The sequence below is a fragment of the Polynucleobacter sp. 86C-FISCH genome (assembly GCF_018882415.1).
Lineage (GTDB): Bacteria > Pseudomonadota > Gammaproteobacteria > Burkholderiales > Burkholderiaceae > Polynucleobacter.
Genome location: NZ_JACVOL010000001.1, coordinates 589,151 through 608,988, shown reverse-complemented (window position 1 = coordinate 608,988; position 19,838 = coordinate 589,151). Strand labels below are relative to the sequence as shown.

At 47.3% G+C, this 19,838-nt stretch carries 19 protein-coding genes; 11 read left to right on the top strand and 8 right to left on the bottom strand.

The window, feature by feature from the left end; translation table 11 throughout:
• Nucleotides 1-2: 2 nt before the first annotated feature.
• Both ileS and ICN10_RS02930 read right to left on the bottom strand, forming a co-directional pair.
• On the bottom strand, nucleotides 3-2,882 hold the full coding sequence (gene ileS / locus ICN10_RS02935) for an isoleucine--tRNA ligase (protein WP_370626214.1): 2,880 nt from the start codon (nucleotides 2,880-2,882) through the stop codon (nucleotides 3-5).
• Nucleotides 2,857-3,807 carry a bifunctional riboflavin kinase/FAD synthetase gene (locus tag ICN10_RS02930; protein ID WP_216212400.1) on the bottom strand — a complete coding sequence of 317 codons (951 nt, stop codon included), beginning with the start codon at nucleotides 3,805-3,807 and terminating at the stop codon, nucleotides 2,857-2,859. The genes ileS and ICN10_RS02930 overlap by 26 nt, the downstream gene beginning before the upstream one ends.
• Before the next feature lie 39 nt (nucleotides 3,808-3,846).
• Here ICN10_RS02930 and purN point away from each other — a divergent pair, with 39 nt between their 5' ends.
• The 3 genes from purN to ICN10_RS02915 are packed head-to-tail and all read left to right on the top strand — an operon-like array spanning nucleotide 3,847 to nucleotide 7,254.
• Nucleotides 3,847-4,476 carry a phosphoribosylglycinamide formyltransferase gene (gene purN / locus ICN10_RS02925; protein WP_216212397.1) on the top strand — a complete coding sequence of 210 codons (630 nt, stop codon included), beginning with the start codon at nucleotides 3,847-3,849 and terminating at the stop codon, nucleotides 4,474-4,476.
• The gene (locus tag ICN10_RS02920; protein ID WP_216212394.1) at nucleotides 4,473-6,032 is read left to right on the top strand and encodes an RsmB/NOP family class I SAM-dependent RNA methyltransferase; all 1,560 of its coding nucleotides are present in this window, start codon (nucleotides 4,473-4,475) and stop codon (nucleotides 6,030-6,032) included. The genes purN and ICN10_RS02920 overlap by 4 nt, the downstream gene beginning before the upstream one ends.
• Before the next feature lie 28 nt (nucleotides 6,033-6,060).
• Complete coding sequence (locus ICN10_RS02915) at nucleotides 6,061-7,254, top strand: acyl-CoA desaturase (protein ID WP_216212391.1); 1,194 nt, start codon at nucleotides 6,061-6,063, stop codon at nucleotides 7,252-7,254.
• A 64-nt stretch (nucleotides 7,255-7,318) separates the two neighbouring features.
• Here the strand turns inward: ICN10_RS02915 and rpmG are convergent, their stop codons facing one another.
• The 3 genes from rpmG to radC form a co-directional block, all read right to left on the bottom strand.
• A complete protein-coding gene (gene rpmG / locus ICN10_RS02910; RefSeq protein ID WP_015421876.1) occupies nucleotides 7,319-7,486 on the bottom strand; it encodes a 50S ribosomal protein L33 in 168 nt (55 codons plus the stop codon).
• An 11-nt stretch (nucleotides 7,487-7,497) separates the two neighbouring features.
• Nucleotides 7,498-7,731 carry a 50S ribosomal protein L28 gene (rpmB, locus tag ICN10_RS02905; RefSeq protein ID WP_011903570.1) on the bottom strand — a complete coding sequence of 78 codons (234 nt, stop codon included), beginning with the start codon at nucleotides 7,729-7,731 and terminating at the stop codon, nucleotides 7,498-7,500.
• A gap of 147 nt (nucleotides 7,732-7,878) precedes the next feature.
• Nucleotides 7,879-8,598, bottom strand: coding sequence for a DNA repair protein RadC (gene radC, locus ICN10_RS02900; protein ID WP_216212388.1), 720 nt, complete (start codon nucleotides 8,596-8,598; stop codon nucleotides 7,879-7,881).
• A 3-nt stretch (nucleotides 8,599-8,601) separates the two neighbouring features.
• On the opposite strand from radC, the gene ICN10_RS02895 reads away from it, so the two are divergent.
• From ICN10_RS02895 to ICN10_RS02865, 7 genes are all read left to right on the top strand, one after another.
• Nucleotides 8,602-9,048 carry a peptidylprolyl isomerase gene (locus ICN10_RS02895; RefSeq protein WP_216212386.1) on the top strand — a complete coding sequence of 149 codons (447 nt, stop codon included), beginning with the start codon at nucleotides 8,602-8,604 and terminating at the stop codon, nucleotides 9,046-9,048.
• A 3-nt stretch (nucleotides 9,049-9,051) separates the two neighbouring features.
• Nucleotides 9,052-9,993 carry a 4-hydroxy-3-methylbut-2-enyl diphosphate reductase gene (gene ispH / locus ICN10_RS02890; RefSeq protein ID WP_216212384.1) on the top strand — a complete coding sequence of 314 codons (942 nt, stop codon included), beginning with the start codon at nucleotides 9,052-9,054 and terminating at the stop codon, nucleotides 9,991-9,993.
• A 29-nt stretch (nucleotides 9,994-10,022) separates the two neighbouring features.
• Nucleotides 10,023-11,195, top strand: a complete 1,173-nt coding sequence (locus ICN10_RS02885; protein WP_216212382.1) for a branched-chain amino acid ABC transporter substrate-binding protein — start codon at nucleotides 10,023-10,025, stop codon at nucleotides 11,193-11,195.
• Between the two features lie 75 nt (nucleotides 11,196-11,270).
• Nucleotides 11,271-12,206 (top strand): branched-chain amino acid ABC transporter permease, encoded by a 936-nt coding sequence (locus ICN10_RS02880; RefSeq protein ID WP_068320808.1) that lies wholly within the window; start codon nucleotides 11,271-11,273, stop codon nucleotides 12,204-12,206.
• Nucleotides 12,199-13,287, top strand: a complete 1,089-nt coding sequence (locus tag ICN10_RS02875; RefSeq protein WP_216212380.1) for an ABC transporter ATP-binding protein — start codon at nucleotides 12,199-12,201, stop codon at nucleotides 13,285-13,287. The genes ICN10_RS02880 and ICN10_RS02875 overlap by 8 nt, the downstream gene beginning before the upstream one ends.
• Nucleotides 13,287-14,066, top strand: a complete 780-nt coding sequence (locus tag ICN10_RS02870; RefSeq protein ID WP_216212378.1) for an ABC transporter ATP-binding protein — start codon at nucleotides 13,287-13,289, stop codon at nucleotides 14,064-14,066. The genes ICN10_RS02875 and ICN10_RS02870 overlap by 1 nt, the downstream gene beginning before the upstream one ends.
• On the top strand, nucleotides 14,063-14,779 hold the full coding sequence (locus tag ICN10_RS02865) for an ABC transporter ATP-binding protein (protein WP_216212375.1): 717 nt from the start codon (nucleotides 14,063-14,065) through the stop codon (nucleotides 14,777-14,779). Before ICN10_RS02870 ends, ICN10_RS02865 begins: the two co-directional genes overlap by 4 nt.
• Before the next feature lie 24 nt (nucleotides 14,780-14,803).
• Here ICN10_RS02865 and ICN10_RS02860 read toward each other — a convergent pair whose 3' ends face one another.
• On the bottom strand, nucleotides 14,804-15,997 hold the full coding sequence (locus ICN10_RS02860) for an acetylornithine transaminase (protein WP_216212371.1): 1,194 nt from the start codon (nucleotides 15,995-15,997) through the stop codon (nucleotides 14,804-14,806).
• Nucleotides 15,998-16,066: 69 nt separating this feature from the next.
• On the bottom strand, nucleotides 16,067-17,110 hold the full coding sequence (locus ICN10_RS02855; RefSeq protein ID WP_216212369.1) for a 2Fe-2S iron-sulfur cluster-binding protein: 1,044 nt from the start codon (nucleotides 17,108-17,110) through the stop codon (nucleotides 16,067-16,069).
• A gap of 27 nt (nucleotides 17,111-17,137) precedes the next feature.
• Between ICN10_RS02855 and ICN10_RS02850 the strand changes: the two genes are divergently transcribed.
• Entirely contained in the window at nucleotides 17,138-18,034 is an 897-nt protein-coding gene (locus tag ICN10_RS02850; protein ID WP_255536790.1) for an SDR family oxidoreductase, read from the top strand.
• Here ICN10_RS02850 and ICN10_RS02845 read toward each other — a convergent pair.
• Nucleotides 18,015-19,787: a glutamine--tRNA ligase/YqeY domain fusion protein gene (locus ICN10_RS02845; RefSeq protein ID WP_216212366.1), complete on the bottom strand. Its 1,773-nt coding sequence runs from the start codon at nucleotides 19,785-19,787 to the stop codon at nucleotides 18,015-18,017. The two genes, ICN10_RS02850 and ICN10_RS02845, sit on opposite strands and share 20 nt — an antisense overlap.
• Between the last annotated feature and the right edge of the window lie 51 nt (nucleotides 19,788-19,838).

Here is a 19,838-nt window from a genome sequence, read left to right as displayed (position 1 = left end):
TCTTAGGCAAACAGGCGGTGGTCGCCGTCGCCAAATAAGTTGCTGATACAGCGACCACATAACTCTGGGTGATCAGTATTGCTACCTACATCTTGGGTGTGATGCCAGCAGCGACCACACTTTTTATATTGGCTGCCACGTACCAATACTTCTAAGCCTGCGTTGCTCAACTCAATATTGGCACTAGAGGTGATGGTGACAAAGCGTAAGTCATCTTCAAGCGAATGCAAAATCGCAAAGTCGATATCACCCACTTTGATTGTCAGTTCGGCTTGCAAGGATGAGCCCACATTGCCGGCCTCACGCTCGACTTCAATTGCCTTGGTAACTTCAGAGCGAATTTCACGAATGCGACTCCATTTGGCGAGTAATTCATCGGCATGAGCAATTTCTGGGAACTGGCCAAACTCTTCCATAAAGATGGATTCAGCAGGCTTACTTCCTGAGCCATGTGGGAAGTCTTTCCAGGCTTCTTCTGCAGTGAAGGAGAGGAATGGAGATAGCCACTTCAAGAGATTGCGGGTGATGTGGAATAGAGCGTTCTGCGCTGCACGGCGATCAGGGGAGTCAGGTGCGCTGGTGTAGAGGCGATCCTTCAGAATATCGAGGTAGAAGCCGCCTAAATCTTCAGAGCAGAAAGTCAACATGCGTGCGACTGCAGGTTGGAATTCATAAGCCTTGTAGTGCGCTTCCACATCATTCTGTAATGCATTGGCAAGCGCAACAGCATAGCGATCAATCTCAAGCCACTGGTCTGCAGGCATAGAGTGCTTGCTAGGATCAAAATCTGACAGGTTGGCCAACAAGAAGCGCAATGTATTGCGAATACGGCGATAACTCTCCGTCACACGCTTGAGAATCTCGTCCGAGATCGTCATTTCGCCTGAGTAGTCGGTAGAGGCAACCCAGAGGCGAATAATTTCTGCGCCAAGCTTGTCTGCTACTTGTTGAGGGGCAATCACATTACCCACCGACTTACTCATCTTGCGTCCTTGACCATCCACGGTGAAGCCGTGAGTCAAGAGTGCTTTGTATGGCGGCTTGCCATCGAGCATGGCGCCTGTTAGCAAGGAAGAGTGGAACCAGCCGCGATGTTGGTCCGAGCCCTCAAGGTATAAATCAGCCAAGCGACCGTTTGGCGTCTCTGCTTCGGCGGTTAACAACTCATCGCGATGTGATCCACGAATCACGTGCCAGTGCGTTGTGCCGGAGTCAAACCAAACGTCTAAAGTATCTTTGTTCTTTTCGTATTGGGCAGCTTCTTCGCCCAGCAGTTCGGCAACTTCTAATTTTTGCCAGGCTTCAATACCTTCTTTTTCTACGCGCTTGGCAATTTCTTCAAGGAGTTCAACGGTGCGTGGGTGTGGCTCACCACTTTCTTTATGAACAAAGAAAGCCATAGGCACACCCCATTGGCGCTGACGTGACAAAGTCCAGTCAGGACGGTTTGCAATCATGCTGTTTAAGCGCTGCTTACCCCAGGCAGGGAAGAACTCAGTGTTCTCAATGCCGGCTAGCGCAGTCTCACGCAAGCTAGCTTTGCCATCAGATGGTTTCTTATCCATGCTCGCAAACCATTGTGAGGTAGCGCGGTAAATTATCGGCGACTTATGGCGCCAGCAATGCATGTATGAGTGTGTATAGGTTTTATCGCGTAAGAGGCTGCCCGCTTCACGCATTGCTTCAACAATCTTGGGGTTTGCTTTCCAGATGTACTCATTGGCGAAGAGTGGTAACCAAGATGCGTACACACCATTGCCCATGACTGGATTGAGAATGTCCTTGTCAGCAAGTTTGTTGGCTTTGCAGGATTTAAAGTCTTCCTCACCATAAGCAGGTGCTGAGTGAACAATGCCCGTACCTGTATCGAGCGTGACATATTCAGCCGGATAAATTGGTGAGAGGCGTTTATAGCCCTCGTGTAATGGCGCCAATGGATGCCAGAAAGAAATATTTGCCAACTGTGCACCTTGGCAAGTGGCAATCACTTTGCCTTCAAGACCATAGTCCTGCAAGCAAGTTTCAACGCGATCTTTTGCGAGGATTAATAATTTATCGCCAACATCTACCAGTGCATAAGTAAGCTCTGGATGAACGTTCATCGCTTGGTTAGCAGGAATAGTCCAAGGCGTTGTTGTCCAGATCACAATTTGACCTGGCTTATTGGGCAACTCAGAAAGTCCAAATACTTTTGCTAGCTGTGGACGCTGAGCATCATCAAATGCAAAACCAACATCTACGGTTGGATCAGTTTTATCTTGATACTCCACTTCAGCTTCTGCAAGTGCAGAGCCACAATCAAAACACCAGTTCACCGGCTTTAAGCCGCGGAAGACATAGCCTTTTTCCCAGATCTTGCCCAGAGCACGGATTTCATCAGCTTCGTTACGAAAGTTCATGGTGAGATAGGGGTTATTCCAATCTCCCAGAACGCCTAAGCGCTCAAAATCTTTCTTTTGTTTCTCAACCTGGACATGCGCGTAGGCGCGTGCCTTAGATTGAACCTCAGCAGTTGGTAAATTTTTACCAAATTCTTTTTCAATCTGAATTTCAATTGGCATGCCATGACAATCCCAGCCTGGCACATATACAGAATCAAAACCCATGAGCCAGCGGGACTTCACAATCATGTCTTTCAAAATCTTATTGACTGCATGCCCAATATGAATATCGCCGTTTGCATATGGAGGGCCATCATGCAAGATGAACTTTGGTTGGTTAGCATGTGCTGCACGAATCTTTTCGTAGAGCTTATTTTTTTGCCAGCCAGCAACCCACTGTGGTTCGCGTTTGGCTAAATCACCTCGCATCGGAAAGGAGGTATCTAGCAAATTAACGGGATAAGAGTTTTCTTTTTCAGACATAAGCTTTTTTCTGGAAATAATTTCTGGCATGCGCTGCATCAGATGCAATCGCTTGTGTAAGGGTTTCGAGGTCTGGGTACTTCGCCTCATCACGGATTTTTTCTAAGAGTTCTACGGTGATAATTTTTCCGTATACATCCGCGTTGTAATCAAAGATATGGGTCTCTAGCAATACTCTGCCTTCATCTTCCACGGTGGGTCTGACGCCCAGGCTAGCCACTGCTGGTAGAGGTTTATCACTCAGTCCTAAAACTTGTGCGGTGAAGATTCCGGTAGTCGCTGGTTTGCGATGATGCAAGTGATTGGCAACCGCCAAGTTCAAGGTCGGAAAACCCAATTGACGACCGAGCTGTTGACCATGAATAACGTGCCCAGAAATTCCGTAAGGACGACCCAATAATTTTTCAGCAAACTGCATGTCTCCACTTGCAAGTGCTGTGCGCAGTGCAGAGCTTGAAATGCGTTCGCCGCCTTCTTGGATCGTTTGAATACTTGACACCTCAAAACCATATTTTTCGCCAGCAGCTTTTAAGCTAGCAAAGTTACCTGCGCGTTTAGCACCGTAGCAAAAATCATCGCCAATCAAAATCCATTTAGCGTTTAATCGCTTGACGATAATTTCTGAAACAAATTCTTCTGGGGTGAGTTTTGCAAAAGCGGAGTTGAAATGCTCCACAACAACACGGTCAATTCCTAGATCGGCAAGCGCAGCTAATTTATCGCGCAAATTCAGAATGCGGGGTGGTGCTTGTTCTGGGGAGAAGAATTCTTTTGGGTGTGGCTCAAAGGTCATGACACAGCTGACCAAGCCTCGATTCTTGGCGCCATCGACAAGTTCCTTGAGCAGGGCGCGATGACCCCTGTGCACGCCATCGAAATTACCGATGGTTAGGGCACAAGCTGGTCCTGCAGAAAACTGGGTGGGGCCACGGAATACGTTCACAAAATCGCTTTCAGGGTAGCCATCAATTATATTGTGGGCATGCCTTCTATCGTCACCTTAATCTCAGGCCGCGGATCTAATTTCGAGGCCATATACAAAACAGCTCAAAAAGAGCAATGGCCAGTCACATTTGCTGGGGTGATAGCGAATCACTCAGCGGCTAAGGGCCTTGATTTTGCTCGCTCGCAGGGTATTCCGGCTTTTGCAATTGAGCATAAAGAGCACCCCAACCGAGAGTCCTTTGACGCTGCCTTAATTCAGCAGATAGACGCTTTAGGGGCTGATTTGGTGGTTCTTGCTGGATTTATGAGAATTTTGACCCCTGGATTTATTCGTCATTTCGAGGGTCGTTTAATCAATATCCACCCAGCGCTATTGCCCGCCTTCCCTGGTTTACATACCCATGAGCGGGCTTTAGAGGCTGGAGTCAAAGAGCATGGCGCTACAGTCCATTTTGTGAATGAGGGTGTGGATGAGGGCCCAATTATTTGTCAGGCCTCAGTTCCAGTGTTGGAAGGGGATGATGCGGATACCCTGGCGGCCCGTGTTTTGACGGCTGAGCATCAAATTTACCCGCGGGCCGTAAAATGGTTCCTCGATGGACGATTGCGAATAGAAGGTAATCAAGTGAAGTTACAACCCCCGGAGTCGCAATTTTTTAAATTATGAGTGCAGAACGTCCACCCCGCAAATCTGGCAGCAGATTAGCCCCCCACAAAAGTTACGCAGCGAAATCGAAAGATCCATTGCGTCGACCTGAGCGTCGCAATGCCAGCGGTAATCTCATTGCGCCTGAAGGTCAAAAGAATTTCTCCAATGCAAAAGCATTGCCACAGCATGCAATTCATCTCGAGCGCTTGCTACCAGAGTTGCTCAGCTTTGAGCAGCCAGCAGACCGAGTGGTCAGTCGTTACTTCAGAGAAGAGAAGCAACTTGGAAATCGTGATCGCGCTTTGATTGCAGAGAGTGCATTTGCGATCTTGCGTCGTAAAAACGAGTTCTCACAATTTGCTTCTAGCGGTGAGGGCTCTCAAGCTAGACGCTTAGCCCTATTGGGTTTGCTGTCTGCTTTGTCTGAAGGTGGTTTGGGTTCTGCCAACCGTGCTGAGAGTGCTATCGCCGACTTAGCCCATGTCTTAAAAGCGGGTGAGTATGAATGGTTGCAACGTTTTGCAACAGTTGATCCTGCCGCTTTAAATCCTCTCGTTCGCAATAATTTGCCTGAGTGGTTGTGGGATGCATTTGGAAAATATCCTGGTGAAGAATCTCGTGAAGAGTTGGCTAAATCTTTAATGCATCCAGCATTATTAGATTTGCGTGCGAACACCATGAAAACCAACCGCGAAGAATTGCTCGCGCAGATGAATGCATTAGGTGGACGCTATCAAGCAATCCCAACTCCATATGCGCCTGATGGTGTGCGCATTATGGGTAAACCAGCATTACAAAATACGCCAGGCTTTAAAGCGGGCATGTTTGAAGTGCAAGATGAAGGTAGTCAGCTCTTAGCTTATTTGCTTGCGCCAAAGCGCGGTGAAATGGTCGTGGACTTTTGCGCTGGTGCTGGCGGCAAGACTCTAGCGATTGGAGCCATCATGCGCTCCACGGGGCGTCTATATGCTTTGGATACATCAGAGCGTCGTTTGGCTAATTTGAAGCCAAGACAAGCCCGTAGCGGCCTTTCTAACGTTCATCCTGTGTGGATTGATAGTGAGAACGATGCCAAGATCAAACGCCTTGCCGGCAAGATTGATCGTGTGCTGGTAGATGCCCCTTGTAGTGGCATGGGTACTTTGCGACGCAATCCTGACTTGAAGTGGCGCCAGACTCCAGAGGGAGTATTGGAGTTAAACCAGAAGCAAATGAACATCCTGCACTCGGCTGCGCGGCTATTAAAACCAGATGGCCGCCTGGTTTATGCGACCTGCAGCCTATTGCCTCAAGAGAACCAGGCAATTGCCGAGGATTTTCTGGCAAAACACCCCCAATTTGAGGTTGTTCCAGCCGCCGAAGTTCTTAAGCCATTGTTTCCAAAGGAAAAATTACCATTAGGATGCAGTCCTGATAATCCATGGTGGCAGTTATGGCCTCATATTCATGGAACGGATGGTTTCTTTGGAGCAGTTTTCCAAAAGAAGGCAGCCACCCCAGCCCTTGAATCTGAAAAAGACGATCAAAAAGAGACCAAGGTCAAAAACAAGAAGGCCCCTAAAGAACTAAAATAGAGGTTTAGATCTCTTTAGGGAATCCCTTTTGAATACAGCTTCAGGTTTTGATTTGTTTCTCCACTGGCTTGCCAATGGATATTTAGATTGGTCTTGGTGGCAGATTACCGTTTTTACCCTGGTCGCCACCCACATCACAATTGCCGCAGTCACCATTTTCTTGCACCGTTGCCAAGCGCATCGTGCTTTAGACCTACATCCAATCGTTTCCCATTTCTTCCGTTTTTGGCTTTGGTTAACTACAGGCATGGTGACCAAGGAGTGGGCCGCCATTCACCGCAAGCATCACGCTAAGTGTGAGACTGTAGATGACCCGCATAGCCCGCAAGTTTTGGGAATTAATACCGTGCTTTCTCGCGGTGCTGAGCTTTACAAAAAAGAAGCTGCCAATCAAGAGACTCTCGATAAGTTTGGCCATGGCACTCCCGATGATTGGGTTGAGCACAACATTTACTCCAAGTTCTCTTGGCAGGGCGTTGCCATGATGCTCATCATTGATGTGTTTTTATTTGGTGCGATTGGCCTAACAGTTTGGGCAGTGCAAATGTTATGGATCCCAATTACAGCCGCTGGCGTGATTAACGGTATTGGCCACTTTTGGGGATATCGCAATTTTGATTGCGAAGATGCTTCCAGAAATATTGTGCCTTGGGGAATTTTGATTGGCGGTGAAGAGCTGCATAACAATCATCACACGTTTGCAACAAGTGCGAAGCTATCGAATAAATGGTACGAGTTTGATATTGGTTGGATGTACATCCAGATCATGAGCGCTGTTGGTTTAGCGACTGTGAAAAAAACACCTCCTAAACCAGTGCTGAGCGACTTACGTCCTGCAGATCAAAATACATTAGAAGCCATCATTGCAAATCGCTATGAAATCATGGCCCGCTATAGCAAGACATTGCGTAGCTTTTTTAGTAATGAAGTGCAGCACATGCAGGTCTTAGCAGCGCATCTGGGCGATGCTCGCACTTGGTTGGCTAAGGACGAGTCACGCTTGACTGAACAAGAGAAGTTAAAGCTTGAAGAGTTGATGGCAAGCAATGCTCAGCTGCGAAAGATGATTGAAATGCGTCGTGATTTACAAGCCATCTGGAGTCGCTCTTCAGCCACCAAAGAACAATTGCTATCGCAGTTGCATACTTGGTGTCAGCATGCAGAAGAGAGTGGTTTAACTAGCTTGCGTGAATTCTCTTTGAGATTGCGTCGTTACGCTTAAGTAAATTTCTAGACAATAAAAAACCCGCTGATGTAGCGGGTTTTTTATTTGCTGAAAGAAGTGATTACTTCAGCTTTGTTTCTTTGTAAGCAACGTGCTTGCGAATGGTTGGATCAAACTTCATGATCTCCATTTTCTCAGGCTTTGTACGCTTGTTTTTTGAAGTTGTGTAGAAGTGACCAGTACCTGCTGATGACTCTAACTTGATTTTTTCTCTGCCGCCTTTAGCCATTTGTGCGCTCCTTAAATTTCGCCACGTGCACGGAGATCAGACAACACAGCATCGATGCCGTTCTTGTCGATAACGCGCAAACCAGCATTGGTTAAGCGCAAGCTAATCCAACGGTTTTCAGATTCAACCCAGAAACGACGGTTTTGCAAATTCGGCAAAAAGCGACGCTTCGTTTTATTGTTTGCATGGGATACATTGTTGCCAACCATCGGCTTCTTCCCAGTGACTTGGCAAACTTTTGCCATGACATAACTCCATTAATTGCGAAAAAAGAAGATTGTATCAGTCCCAGCCTATTTTGGGCTAGCCCTAATTGTGTTTAGTTTGGGGGATTGGGTTTGAAAAGGGGATTCCACCCCTAAAATCACCCTATAAGTTAGTGATTACTATCATTAATTACCATTTTTCATAAGGCCTGCATCAGAAAAAGAGAAAAAACCGCTGCCACTCACAATGCAGTGGTCCAGCAGTTGAATATCTACCAATTGGAGTGCATTTAGGAGCACCTTTGTCAGCTCTTGGTCAGCATCGCTGGGAAGTGGATTGCCACTGGGATGGTTATGCGCGACGATGAGAGCACTGGCATTTTTCGCCAGAGCCTCTTTGAGGATCTCCCGGGGGTAAATAGCCGTCTGTGTGATGGAGCCCCTAAAAAGCTCCTCACATTCAATTAAGTGAAGCCTGGAGTCTAGGTAAAGGCAAAGGAAGACCTCATGGGGAAGGCGGCCAATTTTGGCCTGCAAGAACTCCCTGACATGGTTCGGTGATGAAAAGATGGGATCCTGGGTAAGGCCGTCCTCCAAGCTTCGCTTCACCAACTCATAAGCTGCTTGAATTTGCGCCCACTTAGATAGGCCCATGCCGTGAATCTGGGTTAATTCTTGGGGGCTGCAGGCTAGCAGTCGTGGGAGGCTTCCAAAGTGATGCAGTAGATCCTTGGCTAGAGCCACAGCGCTTTTCCCTTTGACCCCCACTCTGAGAAAAATAGCCAGCAATTCTGCGTCGGAAAGTGCGGCAGCTCCGTTTATGCGCAGCTTCTCTCTAGGTTGCTCATTTTTGGGCCAATCGGTAATTGGAGAATGCACAGCTAGCGCTGGCCTAGATACAATCACCTTATGACTAAGCTTACCGTTTTGCCTAATTCCTATTTGACTCTCAACTATCGGCTCACCTTGCCGAGCGGGGAGGATTACATCAATACTTTTGTCGATCGTCCTGCGACGGTTTTGATGGGGTCTGGACAATTTGCTCCTTGCTTTGAAAAGGTCTTGCTGGGTTTAGGTGTTGGCGAGAAAAAAAGTGCACTGCTTGCACCCGAAGAAAGTTTTGGTGAGCGTAAAGAAGATTTAGTGCAATGGGTATCTCTTAAAGCTTTGAAAGAAGGCAGAGATGACGATGTGGAATTTAATCCTGGAGATGTGATTGAGTTCAACGCTCCAGGCGGCGCTCAGTATGCAGGTGTTTTGCAATCGATTAATGAAGAGGGCGCATGGTTTGATTTCAATCATCCTCTTGCAGGTAGGCCAGTAACTTTTGAAGCAGAGATTGTGGCGATTCTGTAAATAATGAGTGATTCCAATAACGCAGAAATTTTGATGGCGCAACCGCGTGGTTTTTGTGCGGGTGTTGATCGTGCAATCAATATCGTGAATGAAGCGTTGAATCGCTTTGGTGCGCCGATTTATGTGCGCCATGAAATTGTGCATAACGCATATGTGGTGAATGAGCTGCGCGATAAGGGTGCGGTGTTTGTGGATGAATTGCATGAAGTCCCTAAGGGTGGCATTGTTGTATTTAGTGCTCACGGGGTTTCTCAAGAAGTGCGTAAAGACGCCGAAGCAAGAGGTTTGCAGGTGTATGACGCTACATGTCCTTTGGTTACCAAGGTTCATCTTGAGGTCGTCAAAATGTGCAAAGAGGGTTTCACAGTATTGATGATTGGTCATGCCGGCCACCCTGAAGTTGAGGGGACTATGGGCCAGGTTAAAGAGGGTGTGTTCTTAATTGAGAAGCTCGGCGATGTAAGTGCTTTGCCGTTCTCAGCCGAAGAGAAGATTGCATTTGTTACGCAAACAACACTCTCAGTAGATGAGACGAAAGAAATTGTTGAAGCGTTAACCCAAAAGTTTCCCAATATTGTTCAGCCTCGCAAACAAGATATTTGTTATGCCACTCAGAATCGTCAAGATGCTGTGAAATTTATGGCCCCTCAAGTTGAGGTGGTTATTGTGGTGGGAAGTGCTACGAGCTCTAACTCTAATCGCTTGCGCGAACTTGCTGAAAAGCTTGGTGTACCTGCTTACATGGTCGATGCACCAGAGCAATTAAAGCCGGAATGGTTTGCTGGCAAAAAGCGAGTTGGCTTGACTGCAGGGGCTTCTGCTCCAGAGAGTTTGGCCCAGTCTATCGTTGGTCGCATTCAGGAATTTGGTCCAAGACACGTTCGAGCGCTTGATGGTGTGGTTGAAGACGTCACCTTTTCTTTACCAAAAAATTTAGTTGATTGAAGTATCTATTCATAACAGAGGAGCTGTACATGAACAAATCACACATTACAAAAAGCGCTCTTGCTTTAGCGGCTTCAGCTTTACTGCTGGCAGCCTGTGGCAAGGGTGGAGATAAATCAGCTGCAATTCCATCGGATGCTGTTGAAGTAAAAATTGGCCACGTTGCTCCACTCACAGGCCCCATTGCCCACTTGGGTAAAGACAATGAGAATGGCGCACGCTTAGCGCTCGAAGAGATCAATAAAGCAGGCTTAACTATTGATGGAAAAAAGGTGGTGCTGACTTTGGTACCAGAGGATGACGCAGAAGATCCAAAGACAGCCACGCAAGTAGCTCAAAAGTTAGTAGATGCCAAAGTAGTTGGCGTAGTGGGGCACTTAAATTCTGGAACAAGTATTCCAGCCTCACGTATTTATAGTGATGCAGGTATTACACAAGTATCACCATCCGCTACCAATCCTGATTACACCAAGCAAGGTTTTAAAACGACTTATCGTTTGGTGGCAACTGACGCACAACAAGGTCCAGCCTTAGCTAACTATGTTGCTAATACCTTGAAGGCAAAAACGGTAGCCATCATCGATGACTCTACTCAGTACGGCAAAGGCCTGGCTGATGAGTTTGAGAAAACGGTTAAAGCTGCTGGAGTAAAAGTGGTTACTCGTGAAGCGAGCAATAACAAAGCTACTGATTTCAAGGCTATCTTGACGAAGATTAAAGGTAGCAAACCAGACGTCATCATGTACGGCGGCATGGACGCCACCGGTGGCCCATTAACTAAGCAGGCAGCTGAACTTGGTATTAAAGCGAAAGTAGTTGGTGGTGACGGTATGTGTACTGAGAAGCTTGCTGAATTGGCTGGTGAGGCTGTAGTGAACGTAACTTGCTCTGAAGCTGGTATGGCTTTATCCAAGATGGCACAAGGTGCTGACTTCCAGAAACGCTATAAAGAGCGCTTTAACTCTGATGTTCAAATTTATGCACCTTTCACCTATGATGCCGTCTATGTTTTAGTGGACTCTATGAAGCGTTCAAACTCAACTGATCCTGCAAAGATTTTGGCTGCCATGCCAGATACGAAAATGCAAGGTTTAGTGGGTAATATTGCTTTTGATAACAAAGGCGATATGAAAGAAGGTGTAATCACCTTGTACGACTTCAAAGATAAAAAGAAAACAGTGCTTGATGTCATTAAGATGTAATGACACCTCAATAAAAAATGGCGCCGCTACTGCGGTGCTATTTTTTTATCAAGACTAAATAAATCCTAAAACTTCATGGACATTCTTCTTCAGCAGATCATTAACGGCTTAGTGCTAGGTAGCATCTATGCCTTGATCGCGCTGGGCTACACCATGGTGTATGGCGTGCTGGGGATCATCAATTTTGCACACGGCGAAGTCTTGATGATTGGCGCAATGGTTTCACTTTCATTGCTGCGCTTGATCTTGAGCTTAACAAGTGACTTACCTGGTTGGCTCACCCTCCTGATAGTCTTGCCGGTTACGATGGCAGTCTGTGCGGGATTGAGTTACTGGATTGAGCGGATTGCTTATCGCCCCCTTCGTAATGCGCCTCGTTTGGCGCCACTGATATCCGCTATTGGTATGTCCATTTTGCTGCAAACTATTGCGATGATGATTTGGTCACGTAATCCGATGACCTACCCACAATTACTGCCGTCAACTCCAATTGATTTATGGGGTAGTGGTGCGACGATTACCGGCAAAGAAATTGTGATCATCATAGTAGCCTTGGTAGTGATGGCTGGCTTATTGTTTTTGGTTGAGAAAACAAAGCTTGGCAGAGCAATGCGCGCTACCGCTGAGCAAACTCAAATTGCTGCATTGATGGGTGTTAATCCCAATCGTGTCATCTCCATTACCTTTATGTTGGGCGGCGCATTAGCAGGTCTTGCGGGCGTCATGATTGCTAGTAACTATGGCAACGTTCATTTTTATATGGGTTTCATTCCGGGTCTGAAAGCATTTACTGCTGCCGTTCTGGGTGGCATCGGTAATTTGCAGGGCGCGATGTTGGGCGGCCTGCTATTGGGCTTGATTGAATCTCTAGGTGCTGGATATATCGGTGAGCTCACTGGTGGAGTCTTTGGATCCAACTATCAAGATATCTTTGCCTTCTTGGTATTAATCTTAGTCTTGGTATTGCGACCGACTGGTTTGTTGGGTGAGAAGGTTTCTGATCGTGCTTAAAAGCCTTTTTACCAATCGTTTGAGTCGCTCTGCCTACCTGTGGCTTGGAGCCATTGCTTTAGTGCTGCTACCTTGGGTGGTGGGGGCTGGTGGTGGTAACTATTGGGTACGAGTGCTCGATTTTGCTTTGCTCTATATCGTGCTTGCTTTAGGCTTAAACGTGGTTGTTGGCTTTGCGGGCCTTTTGGATTTGGGTTACATCGCTTTTTATGCGTTAGGCGCTTATAGCTTTGCATTATTGGCTTCTCCCCATTTGCCGACTCAGTTTGAAAGCATTGCGGCGACCTTTCCGGAGGGCATGCACTTTTCGCCCTGGATGGTTGCAGTGTTTTCGATTATTTTGGCGGCTCTCTTTGGATTGATCTTGGGTCTACCTACCTTGCAATTGCGCGGAGATTACCTAGCAATTGTGACTTTGGGTTTCGGTGAAATTATTCGTATCTTTATGAATAACCTGGATCGCCCCCTCAATCTCACTAATGGCCCCAAAGGAATCTCCGGAATTGATCCTATCCAGCTATTTGGCATCCCCTTTACCAAGCCTTTGGATCTGGGGTTCGTGCAAATTCCTGGTTTGTATTTGGTTTTTTATTTATTCCTTTTGCTGGCAATCGCAGTGGCCATCGTTTGCTTGCATTTGCAAGACTCGCGCATTGGACGTGCTTGGATCGCAATTCGTGAGGACGAGATTGCTGCTAAAGCGATGGGTATCAATACCCGTAATATGAAATTACTGGCCTTTGCAATTGGCGCCTCTTTTGCTGGAGTCGCAGGAGTGCTGTTCTCCGCTTTCCAGGGCTTTGTTTCTCCAGAGTCATTCACCCTCTGGGAGTCCATCGTTGTCTTGGCTATGGTAGTTCTAGGGGGCATAGGACACATTCCAGGAGTGATTTTGGGCGCTGTACTTTTGGCGGTATTTCCGGAAGTATTGCGCGGCATTGCACAGCCAGTCCAGCAGTTTTTATTTGGCCATGTCATCGTTGATGTCGAGATCATCCGCCAATTAATTTATGGTTTGGCTTTAATTTTGATCATGCTCTATCGTCCAGGCGGTATTTGGCAAAAGAGTGGGGCAAGGTAATGACAAGATCAGATCACTTGCTTCTAGATGTCACTGACGTTTCAAAACGCTTTGGCGGTGTTCAGGCCCTAGACTCTGTTGGCCTGCAAGTGGCGCATGGTGCAATCGTTGGATTGATTGGTCCCAATGGCGCTGGTAAGACCACCTTCTTTAACGTCATCACTGGTTTGTACCCAGCTGACACCGGAATCTTTTTATTTGACGGTCAATCTTATTTTCCAGAGTCTGTATCTGAAGTAACTAAATCTGGCCTTGCTAGAACATTTCAAAACATTCGTCTTTTTGGTGAAATGTCTGTGTTGGAAAATGTGATGGTAGGTTGTCATTGCCGCACTAAGGCTGGATTGCTAGGCGCAATCTTTCGCTTTCCATCTGCTAAGCGCGAAGAGCGTGCCATCAAAGAAAAGGCCCAACAGCTCTTAGCTTATGTTGGTCTTGGTGAGTTTGCCAATATGCAGGCGCGCAATCTTTCATACGGACATCAGCGCCGCCTAGAGATTGCAAGAGCATTGGCGACTGAGCCTAAGCTCTTGGCTCTTGATGAGCCAGCTGCTGGTATGAATGCCACCGAGAAGCTGGAGCTTCGCGAGTTATTGCTGCGTATTCGTGCTGACGGTAAAACGATTTTATTAATTGAGCATGACGTGAGCTTGGTGATGGGGATTTGCGACAGCCTAACTGTGCTTGATTACGGCAAGGTGATTGCCTCTGGGAAGCCTGCAGATGTGCGTACGCATCCAGAGGTCATCAGAGCCTATCTCGGACAAGGGGCTGCATGATGAGTGCCTTGCTTAATGTAAAAGATCTCAAGGTCTCCTATGGTGGCATTAACGCTGTCAAAGGGATAGATTTACATGTCAATCAAGGTGAGCTTGTTGCCTTGATTGGGGCAAATGGCGCTGGCAAGAGTTCTAGTATGAAAGCCATAGCCGGTTTGCTGGCACCTTCAGCTGGCGAGATTCATTTTGTGAATCAGGAAACTAGGAAGTTGCCTGCATATGAATTGGTACGCCTAGGGCTGGGTATGGTGCCCGAAGGGCGCGGTGTATTTAAGCGTATGACGATTTTGGAGAATCTCCAGATGGGCGCTTACTTAAAAACCAATCCCAAAGATATCGAGCGTAAGCTTGAAGAAGTGTATTCGTATTTCCCAAGACTTAAAGAGCGCTTATCTCAGCTGGCAGGCACGCTGTCTGGTGGTGAACAGCAGATGGTGGCAATGGGCAGGGCGATGATGGCTGAGCCTAAGTTATTGCTGTTAGATGAGCCCTCAATGGGCTTATCTCCGATCATGGTTGAGACCATTTTTGATGTTGTTCGTAGTCTGTCCTCGAGTGGGATGACTATTTTGCTCGTAGAGCAGAATGCACGACTAGCTTTGCAGATGGCAGATCGCGCTTATGTGATGGAGAGTGGCTTAATTACTCTCAGTGGCTCTGGCAAAGATTTGCTGGAAGACTCAAGAGTGAGAGCTGCCTACCTCGGAGAATAAGTAGGCAGTTAGCGGCGGCAAGTCTTACGCTACTTCCTTGAGTAACTCACGCAGCATATTACACATCTGACGAATTTCATCATCAGAGACATTCAAAGCGGGCATAAAGCGCAGCAGGTTTGGTCTTGGTGAATTAATCAACAAACCTTCAGGGCTGCGATCACGCGCCAGCTCAACCAGTTTTGGGCCAATGTCTTTTCCGAGCATTAAAGCGCGCAGCAAGCCTTCACCGCGTTCACCCTCAAGATTAAATTCAGCGCAAAGCTTGAGCAATTCTGATTTGAGTAGCTCGCCTTTTGCTTTAACGCTATCTAAAAATCCTGGCGCCAAGAGTTGCTCAATAACACTAATACCTACTGCAGTCATCAAAGGATTGCCGTTGTATGTGCCGCCTTGATCGCCAGGCACAAAGCAAGCTACTGCATCGGTAGCTAATAAGGCCGCCAATGGAACGCCACCACCGATGCCTTTACCCAAGGTCATGATGTCTGGCTCAATGCCATAGTTTTGGTACGCAAAGAGAGCGCCAGTGCGGCCACAGCCTGCTTGTACTTCATCAGCAATCAAAAGAATATTGTTTTCTTTTGTGAACTTGCGTAGTTCACGCATAAATTCAGGAGTTGCTGGAATCACGCCGCCTTCGCCTTGAACTGGCTCGAGCATCACCGCAACCGTTTTATCGGTCACCAGTTTTTTTACGGACTCTAAATCGTTTAGATCTGCCTTAGGAAAACCAGCGACTTGCGGGGCAAACATGGTGTCCCAGTTTGGTTTTCCGGAGGCGCTCATCGTTGCTAATGTACGACCGTGAAAACTGTGATCAAAGGTGATGATTTCAAAGGCGCCAGATTGATTGAGCTGACCCCATTTGCGCGCCAATTTAATAGCGCCTTCATTAGCTTCAGCGCCGCTGTTTGCGAAGAACACTTTGTTAAAGCAGCTGTTTTCTGTAAGCAGATTAGACAAGCCAATCATCGGTTCGTTGTAGAACGCAGGGCTTGGATTAATCAGCTTCTTTGCTTGCGCATTGAGTGCCTCAATCATCCCTGGGTTGCCGTGACCTAAGCAATTCACGGCCCATCCTTGTAGGAAGTCTAAATAGCGCTTGCCATTGTTATCTGTTAGCCATGAGCCCTTGCCTTCAACCATCACCACTTCTGGACGCGGAGTAATAAACATGACTGAATGGGTGTCAATAGTCTGGAGTGGCTTATTCATGCTGGTATGGGTTGATAAGTTAATAAGGGCAAATAAGGCTTCTATTATCTCGCTGATTTGATTTCGCGGTTACTGGGCTGTTGCTAAATCCGCAGCGCTGGTAAAGGAATCGGCAAAGAATTCTTCCTCGGGTAGCTGGCATTTGCCTGAGAAGTCATTTCTGGCTGCATTAACCATGACTGGGGCGCCACAGGCATAGACTTGAAAGTCTTGCATGTCAGGATGGTCTGCCATTACAGCTTGGTGCACAAAGCCAGTGCGTCCCTGCCAGCCATCTTCTGCCAGTGCATCTGAGATCACCGGGATGTACTTAAAGTCAGAAATTTCTTTTTCCCAGGATTGGCACAGGTCATTCAAGTACAAATCGCTAGGGCGACGACCGCCCCAGTAAAGATGGATTGGTCGTTGAATCTTTTTGGCCTGCATTTGTTCGATGATCGATTTGATGGGAGCAAAGCCTGTGCCAGCGGCCACAAAGATAATCGGTTTTTTAGAATCTTCTCTTAAGAAGAAGCTGCCTAGCGGGCCTTCAAAGCGCAAGATATCTTTTTCTTTCAGCGCTGGTGTAACAGCACCAAATACGAAGTCGGTAAATAAGCCGCCAGGCAAATGGCGAATATGTAATTCGAGAGGACCTTCTTGCTCTGGGGCATTAGCAATCGAGTAGGCACGACGTTGGCCGTCCTTCAGAAGAAACTCTAAATACTGTCCGGCTAAAAACTGAAAGCGTTCAGCCGCGGGCAACTGCAGCTTCAGAATGACAACATCACTGCTTGGTTTGTTAATACTATTGACGCGGCAAGGGACTTTGCGAATAGCGATATCACCAGCACCTTGGACTTCACGCGCTTCAATGAGGAGGTCTGATTGAGGGTGGGAGCGGCAAAATAAAATACCGCCAGCAATTTCATCCGCTTTAGAAAGGGCGCTTTCACTATGCTGCCCGTGGGTAACTTGACCTTCTAAGACCTTGCCTTTGCAGGAGCCACAGGCACCATTTTTGCAGCCATAAGGAAGATTGATTCCTTGACGTAGCGCGGCCTCCAGGACATTCTCATCTGGATTGACGGTAAATTGTTTGCCGCTCGTTTTGAGCGTGACTTGATAAGACACTCTCATTCCTTTCAATAAATCGTTACGATGTCACTTATGCAATCTTTTGGTAAACCTTCAATCCTGATTATTGGCTGCGGAGATATTGGTCTTCGGGTGGCCAAGCAGCTCTCGCGAAGTCATCGTGTTTTTGCACTTACTTCTCAGCAGAATCGCTTTCAGGAGTTGAGGGAGGTTGGCGCGATTCCCATTTTGGGTAACCTGGATCAACCAGAGTCTTTATGGCGCCTGGCCGGTTTAGCGCAAACCGTGATTCATTTGGCACCACCTCAAAATAGTGGAAATCGCGATTGCCGAACCCGCAACCTAGTTCGAATTTTAGCCCAAGGCTCTAATGCCGTCAGACGTCTAATCTACATCAGCACTACAGGTGTCTATGGGGATCATCGGGGCGCCAAAGTGAGTGAAATTACCCCAGTAAACCCCCAAAGTGAACGCGCCAAAAGAAGGGTGGATGCCGAGCGAGTACTACGCTTATGGGGTCCTGCTAATGGCGTGGCCGTAACCATTTTGCGTGTCCCAGGAATTTACGCCGCTGACCGTTTGCCAATAGAGCGTCTAGAGTCCAAAACACCAGCACTAGTAGCTGAAGAGGACGCCTACTCTAACCATATCCAAAGTGATGATTTAGCAAGGTTGGTATGTGCGGCGGTGTATCACGGCAAACCTCAGCGCATCATTAATGCCTGCGATGGTGGTGAAACGAAGATGGGTGATTACTTTGATGAAGTGGCTGATGCCTTTGGGCTACAAAGACCGGCTAGATTGCCTGGCAAAGAGTTGCAGAAAATTGTCAGCCCGATGCTGTGGTCATTTATGCGCGAATCTCGTAGAGTGACTAATGCGCGCTTACATGAACTTAAAACACCGCTACGCTATCCAAGCGTAGGGCATTTTCTAAAAACTATTTCCAAGAATCCTTAAGGCCAACAGTACGGTTAAATACTGGCTTGCCAGGCTGACAATCTTTTTGGTCAGCAACAAAGTAACCGTGGCGCTCAAACTGAAAGCGGTCTTCAGGCTTAGCATCTTTCATGCAGGGCTCTAAATAAGCGGCAATCGTTTGCTTGGAGTTGGAGTTAATTGCATCTAGGAAATTCTTATCACCGCTGTCTGGATGAGGGTCGCTAAAAAGGTGGTCATAAAGACGCACTTCAGTGGGAATGGCCTCAGCGGCGCTAATCCAATGAATATTGCCCTTGACCTTGTAGTTATTGGAGCCTGGGGTCCCGCTCTTGCTATCAGGGAAGTGAGTCACATTAACTTGCGTGACATTGCCTTGTGCATCTGTTTCAAAGCCGGTGCACTCGACTACAAAGCCATGGCGTAAGCGAACGCGACTACCGGGTTGATCGCCAATTGGCGGATACAGTCTGAAGAACCCTTTGATTGGCTCTTGCATAAAGTCATCTGCTTCAATCCATAGTTCGCGGGTGAAATTAAACTCACGATTACCCCATTCTGGATGATTGGGGTGACGTGGTGCTGAGCAAGCCTCTTTTGCTGAAGCATCAAAGTTTTCTACTACGAGCTTGAGTGGTTTCAGTACTGCGGTAGCGCGTGGTGCCCTGACTTCAAGATCATCGCGTAGCGCCTGATCAAGAGTGCTCATATCAATCCAGCTGTCTGCCTTTGAAACGCCAATGCGTTCACAGAACAAACGAATGCTTTCTGGGGTGTAGCCGCGACGGCGGATACCCACAATAGTTGGCATGCGTGGATCATCCCAGCCTTCAACATGCTTTTCTTCAACCAGTTGCAATAACTTGCGTTTGCTGGTGATCGTATAAGTCAGATTGAGGCGAGCGAATTCATACTGATGCGGTACTGGATCTTTAAATACGCCCAATTCTTTTAGAGAATTCACAATCCAGTCGTAGAGCGGGCGGTTGTTCTCAAACTCCAGTGTGCATATGGAATGGGAGACATTCTCTAAGGCATCGGAGATGCAGTGGGTAAAGTCATATAGGGGATAAATACACCACTTGCTGCCGGTACGATGGTGATCGGTATGGCGGATGCGATAAACCACAGGATCACGCATCACGATGTTCGGATGTGCCATATCAATCTTCAAGCGCAGTACATGCTCACCATCTTTGAATTTGCCATCACGCATCTCGCGGAATAGCTGCAGATTTTCTTCTGGGCTGCGATCGCGATAAGGACTGTTTTTTCCTACTTGCCCAAAGTTGCCGCGATTGGTATGGATGTCATCAGCACTCTGGCTATCTACATACGCTTTGCCATTTTGAATCAATATCTCAGCAAACTCATAGAGGCGATCAAAGTAATCGCTTGCATGATAAAGATGGGTTCCCCAATCAAAGCCTAACCACTTCACTGCATCCAAAATACTATCGGCGTACTCAACATCTTCTTTGACTGGATTGGTATCGTCCAGACGCATATTGCAGCGAGCACCACCTGCTTGATTGTTGTAATCAGCAGCCAAGCCAAAGTTCAAGCAAATACTTTTGGCGTGACCAATATGCAAGTAGCCATTCGGCTCAGGCGGAAAGCGGGTGATGATTGATGGGATAGCCTCGCCAGCTAAATTAGTACGCTGTGAAAAAGCGCCGCTTGCCAAGTCATGATCAATGATCTGACGTAAGAAGTTAGACGGTTCGGCTACAGCGCCGGCATTTGCTTTGGAGGGTTTGCTATCTTGGGACATAGCCACATTGTAGAGAAAACCCTTGGCCCATAAAGAAAAAGCCCGCAAACT

Excerpts from the sequence above, each read along its gene's own strand:
- purN (WP_216212397.1), top strand. The coding sequence starts at position 3,847 with ATGCCTTCTATCGTCACCTTAATCTCAGGCCGCGGATCTAATTTCGAG.
- ICN10_RS02920 (WP_216212394.1), top strand. The coding sequence starts at position 4,473 with ATGAGTGCAGAACGTCCACCCCGCAAATCTGGCAGCAGATTAGCCCCC.
- rpmG (WP_015421876.1), bottom strand. The coding sequence starts at position 7,486 with ATGGCTAAAGGCGGCAGAGAAAAAATCAAGTTAGAGTCATCAGCAGGT.
- rpmB (WP_011903570.1), bottom strand. The coding sequence starts at position 7,731 with ATGGCAAAAGTTTGCCAAGTCACTGGGAAGAAGCCGATGGTTGGCAAC.
- ICN10_RS02895 (WP_216212386.1), top strand. The coding sequence starts at position 8,602 with ATGACTAAGCTTACCGTTTTGCCTAATTCCTATTTGACTCTCAACTAT.
- ispH (WP_216212384.1), top strand. The coding sequence starts at position 9,052 with ATGAGTGATTCCAATAACGCAGAAATTTTGATGGCGCAACCGCGTGGT.
- ICN10_RS02885 (WP_216212382.1), top strand. The coding sequence starts at position 10,023 with ATGAACAAATCACACATTACAAAAAGCGCTCTTGCTTTAGCGGCTTCA.
- ICN10_RS02880 (WP_068320808.1), top strand. The coding sequence starts at position 11,271 with ATGGACATTCTTCTTCAGCAGATCATTAACGGCTTAGTGCTAGGTAGC.
- ICN10_RS02870 (WP_216212378.1), top strand. The coding sequence starts at position 13,287 with ATGACAAGATCAGATCACTTGCTTCTAGATGTCACTGACGTTTCAAAA.
- ICN10_RS02865 (WP_216212375.1), top strand. The coding sequence starts at position 14,063 with ATGATGAGTGCCTTGCTTAATGTAAAAGATCTCAAGGTCTCCTATGGT.
- ICN10_RS02860 (WP_216212371.1), bottom strand. The coding sequence starts at position 15,997 with ATGAATAAGCCACTCCAGACTATTGACACCCATTCAGTCATGTTTATT.
- ICN10_RS02850 (WP_255536790.1), top strand. The coding sequence starts at position 17,138 with ATGTCACTTATGCAATCTTTTGGTAAACCTTCAATCCTGATTATTGGC.
- ICN10_RS02845 (WP_216212366.1), bottom strand. The coding sequence starts at position 19,787 with ATGTCCCAAGATAGCAAACCCTCCAAAGCAAATGCCGGCGCTGTAGCC.